3 protein-coding genes are annotated in these 4,320 nt (G+C 77.8%); 2 read left to right on the forward strand and 1 reads right to left on the reverse strand.

The window, feature by feature from the left end:
- Positions 1-56: 56 nt before the first annotated feature.
- Positions 57-1,049 carry a CapA family protein gene (locus tag ACSNOD_RS28940; protein ID WP_436770034.1) on the reverse strand — a complete coding sequence of 331 codons (993 nt, stop codon included), beginning with the start codon at positions 1,047-1,049 and terminating at the stop codon, positions 57-59.
- Positions 1,050-1,635: 586 nt separating this feature from the next.
- On the opposite strand from ACSNOD_RS28940, the gene crtI reads away from it, so the two are divergent.
- Together crtI and ACSNOD_RS28950 are read left to right on the forward strand one after the other, a co-directional pair.
- Positions 1,636-3,117 (forward strand): phytoene desaturase family protein, encoded by a 1,482-nt coding sequence (gene crtI, locus ACSNOD_RS28945; RefSeq protein ID WP_436770035.1) that lies wholly within the window; start codon positions 1,636-1,638, stop codon positions 3,115-3,117.
- Between the two features lie 34 nt (positions 3,118-3,151).
- Positions 3,152-4,294 carry a phytoene/squalene synthase family protein gene (locus tag ACSNOD_RS28950; protein ID WP_436770036.1) on the forward strand — a complete coding sequence of 381 codons (1,143 nt, stop codon included), beginning with the start codon at positions 3,152-3,154 and terminating at the stop codon, positions 4,292-4,294.
- Positions 4,295-4,320 lie beyond the last annotated feature (26 nt).

Below are 4,320 nucleotides of genomic sequence, written 5' to 3' on the forward strand. Positions count from 1 at the left end.
GGGGGGGGGGGGCGGGTGCGGGGCCTGCCGACAGGCCCCGCACCCCCCGCGCGGGGTCAGCGCCAGTCCTCCACCACCAGCCGTTCGCCGCGCACCGTCACGGCCGTGCCCCGCTCCGCGCACGCGCGGGAGAACCGGTCGCGCACCCACTCCCAGTCGTCGCCCCGGGCCACGGTCGTGCGGCAGTAGTCCAGGAACAGGGGCAGCGCCTCCAGCCGTACGGGGGCCCAACCCGTGCCGGAGCCCTCCAGGTCCTCCAGGGTGACCCGGAACAGCAGCCCCAGGTCGTTGCGGAGCCACCGGTCGACGGCGTAGTCGTCCACGAAGTCGCCCATGTCGTACAGGACGTGGTCGCCCGCGCCGTGGAACACATGGGCGGAGTGGCCGGCCACCAGGGTCGCCCCGGCAGCCCGCAGCGCCGCCGCGGCCTCCACCACATGGTGCGGTGGCCGCGTCGTCATATTGGGGCCCCAATGCGGGGTGACCAGGACGGCGTCGGCCTCCTCGGCGGCCCGCCGCACCAGCGCGGTCAGCCAGCGCGGCACCCCGCGGCCCAGGTCCGCCCACGCCACGCCCGGCCGCGTCGCCCGCGCGGCGAAGTCCTCCGGGTGGTCGGTGACCCCCACGACCGCCAGCCGCAGCCCGCCCGCCTCCAGCACCGCGAACTCCCGCGCCTCGGCGAGATCGGCCCCGGCGCCCACCGCGCGGACACCGGCCCGCGCCAGGTACGCCCGGGTGTCCAGCAGCGCGTCGTAGCCGTAGTCCAGGGCGTGGTTGTTGGCCAGGGTCACACAATCGACGCCCAACTCGGCCAGGACGCCCCCGGCGGCCGGCGGGGCCCGGAAGAAGAACGGTTTGCCCGGGTCGGGCCAGGGCTCGCCCCGGTCGGAGACGCAGCACTCCAGATTGAGCACGCAGAGATCGCTCCCGGCGAGGACCGCCCGGATCTCCTCGTCGAACAGCGTCCCGGGCGCGGGCGCCAGGGCGAGCCGCTCCGCGACACCGCGCCCCAGCATGGTGTCGCCGGCCAGAGCCACCGTCACCGCCATCGCCGCGCTCCGTTCCGCCGCTCCGTTCCGTGTGGCGGGTCGTCCGTCCGGCCCCGCTGCCCGGGCCCTGCCAGGCCCCGGCACGCGCACCGGCTCTCCCACCAGCCTCGTCCCGCTCACCCCTCCCGGGCAAGCTACGGCCTCCCGGGCAGGCCACCGTTTCCCGGGGCAGGCGGCCGCCTCCGGGGCAAGCCGTCGCCTGCCGGGCGAGCCACCGTTCCCGGCCGGGCCGCGGCCTGTCCGCCAACCTGCCGCCTGCCGGGGAAGCCACACCCCCTGCCTGGCAAGCACCCCCTGCCGGGCGCCGCCCCCGCCGGGCAGGCCGCCTCCCGGGCAAGCAGCCTGCGGGGGCAGGCCCCGCGCCTGCCCCGGCCCCCGCTCCGCCCACTGGGCGAGATGGCGGAACGTACGGACACGCCCCGGCGCGCGCCACCGCCGCGCCCGCCCCCGTCGTACAGAATCCGACCGTGCACCATCCGACCGCGCCCGGCGCCGCGTTTCCGCCCGGCGCCCCGGCACCGTCCGGGCCCCTGTCCCGGCCCGGCGCCGCGCCGCCCGGCGCCCCGCCCCGGCCCGGGGGGCCGCCGTGAGGACCGTGAGCGGGCCGACGGACCACGTCGTCATCGTCGGCGCCGGCCTCTCGGGCCTCTCCGCCGCCCTCCACCTGCTCGGCGCCGGCCGCCGCGTCACCGTCCTCGAACGCCACCCCGGCCCCGGCGGCCGGGCGGGCCGCATCGACCTCGGCGGCTATCTCGCCGACACCGGCCCCACCGTGCTCACCATGCCGCACCTGATCGAGGAGGCGCTCGCCGCGGTGGGGGAGTCCCTCGCCGACCGACTGGACCTGGTGCCGTTGCACCCCGCCTACCGGGCCCGCTTCGCCGACGGCTCCGCCCTCGACGTCCACACCGGCGCCGAGGCGATGGAGGAGGAGGTCCGCCGCTTCGCGGGCCCGGCGGAGGCGGCGGGCTACGTACGCCTGCGCGCCTGGCTGGAGCGGATCTACCGCGCCCAGATGCGGCGCTTCATCGACACCAACATCGACAGCCCGCTGCACCTGCTCAACTCCGACCTCGCCCGCCTCGCCGCGCTCGGCGGCTTCGGCCGGCTCGACGCCCGGGTGGCCCGCTTCCTCGGCGACGAACGGCTGCGCCGGGTGTTCACCTTCCAGTCCCTGTACGTGGGGGTGCCGCCGGCCCGCGCCCTCGCCGCGTACGCCGTCATCGCCTATATGGACACCGTCGCCGGCGTCCACTTCCCGCGCGGCGGCACCCACGCCGTGCCGAGCGCGCTGGCCGCCGCCGCCCGGGCCGCCGGCGCCGATCTGCGCTACGGCAGCGACGTGACGGAGCTGGAGCGCTCCGCGGGCCGGGTGGTGGCCGTCCGCACCGCCGACGGCCAGCGGGTGCGCTGCGACGCGATCGTCCTCACCCCCGATCTGCCCGTCGCCTACCGGCTCCTGGGCCGCCGCCCCCGCCGCCCGCTGCGGCTGCGGCACGCGCCGTCGGCGGTCGTGCTGCACCTCGGCACCGACCGCACCTGGCCCGGCCTGGGCCACCACACCCTCTCGTTCGGCGCGAGCTGGCGGCAGACCTTCACCGAACTCACCCGCGCGGGCCGGCTGATGAGCGACCCCTCGCTGCTGATCTCGCGGCCCACCGCGACCGACCCGTCCCTCGCCCCGCCGGGCCGCCATCTCCACTACGTCCTGGCCCCCTGCCCCAACACCGCGACCGCCCGGCTGCCCTGGCGGGAGCTGGGGCCGCGGTACCGCGACAGCCTCGTCGCCACGCTGGAGGCCCGCGGCCTGACCGGTCTCGGCGGCTCCGTCGAGGCCGAGCGGCTGGTCACCCCCGACGACTGGGCGGCCCAGGGGCACGCCGCCGGCACCCCGTTCTCGGTCGCCCACACCATCGCCCAGACCGGGCCGTTCCGGCCCCGCAACCTGGTGCGGGGCGTGGAGAACGCCGTCCTGGCCGGCTGCGGCACGACTCCCGGGGTCGGGGTGCCCACCGTCCTGATCTCCGGCAGGCTCGCCGCCCACCGCATCACCGGGGGCCGGCCGTGAGCACCCCCGAGCACCGCGCCACCGGCGGTCGGCCGTGACCGCCCGGGAGCTGGACGCGGCCGGCGTCACCGATCCGCGGCTGCGCGAGGCGTACACCGCCTGCCGCCGGCTCAACGCCCGCCACGGCAGGACGTACTTCCTCGCCACCCGCCTGCTGCCGGTCGCCCGCCGGCCGGCCGTGCACGCCCTGTACGGCTTCGCCCGCTGGGCCGACGACATCGTCGACGACCTGGACCGCACCCTGCCGCCCACCCTGCGCGCCCGCGCCTTCGCCGAACTCGAACGCGAACTCGGCGCCGCCCTGCGCACCGACAGCGGCCACCCGGTGCTCCAGGCACTCGCGCACACCGCCACCGCGTACCGCATCGACCACCGGCTCTTCCTCGACTTCCTCGCCTCCATGCGGATGGACCTGGAGGTCACCGACTATCCGACCTACGACCGGCTCCACGCCTACATGCACGGCTCGGCAGCCGTCATCGGGCTGCAAATGCTGCCCGTGCTGGGCACCGTGACCAGCCGTGAGGAGGCCGCGCCGCACGCCGCCGCCCTCGGCATCGCCTTCCAGCTCACCAACTTCCTGCGCGACGTCGGCGAGGACCTGGACCGAGGGCGGGTCTATCTGCCCGCCGAGGTGCTGGCCGCACACGGCGTCGACCGCGCGCTGCTGCGCTGGTGCCGGGACACCGGGCGCGGCCACCCCCGGGTGCGGGCCGCGCTGCGGGACGTGGCCGCGCACACCCGCGGGGTCTACCGCGACGCCCGCCCCGGCATCGCGATGCTCGACCCGGTGTCGCGGCCCTGCATCCGTACGGCCTTCACCCTCTACGGCGGCATCCTCGACCGTATCGAGGACGCCGACTACGCCGTCCTCCACCGGCGGGTGGCCGTGCCGCGCCGGCGCCGGGCCGCGGTCGCCCTGGACGGGCTCGTCCGCCTCGTCGCGGCCCGGGTGCGCCACCGGGGCGGAGGGCCCGCACCCACGCCCGCACCCGCACCCGTATCCGTATCCGGGGAGGCGGCCCGCGGCCCGCGCCCGGCCGATCCCGCGCCGCTCGCGGGGGCCGGGGCGCCGCACGGAGCGAGGGCCCCCACGCCGCTCGCGCCCCTGGCCGGAGCCCCGCCCATGCCCGTGTCGCCCGCGCCCGCGCCCGCTTCCGCGCCGGAGGCGCCGTGATGCGCCCGGACGACCCGCATCCCGAC

The sequence above is a fragment of the Streptomyces sp. URMC 123 genome, assembly GCF_051386515.1.
Lineage (GTDB): Bacteria > Actinomycetota > Actinomycetes > Streptomycetales > Streptomycetaceae > Streptomyces.

Bases quoted from the DNA above. Each gene is read 5' to 3' on its own strand.
- ACSNOD_RS28940 (WP_436770034.1), bottom strand. From the start codon at position 1,049: ATGGCGGTGACGGTGGCTCTGGCCGGCGACACCATGCTGGGGCGCGGT.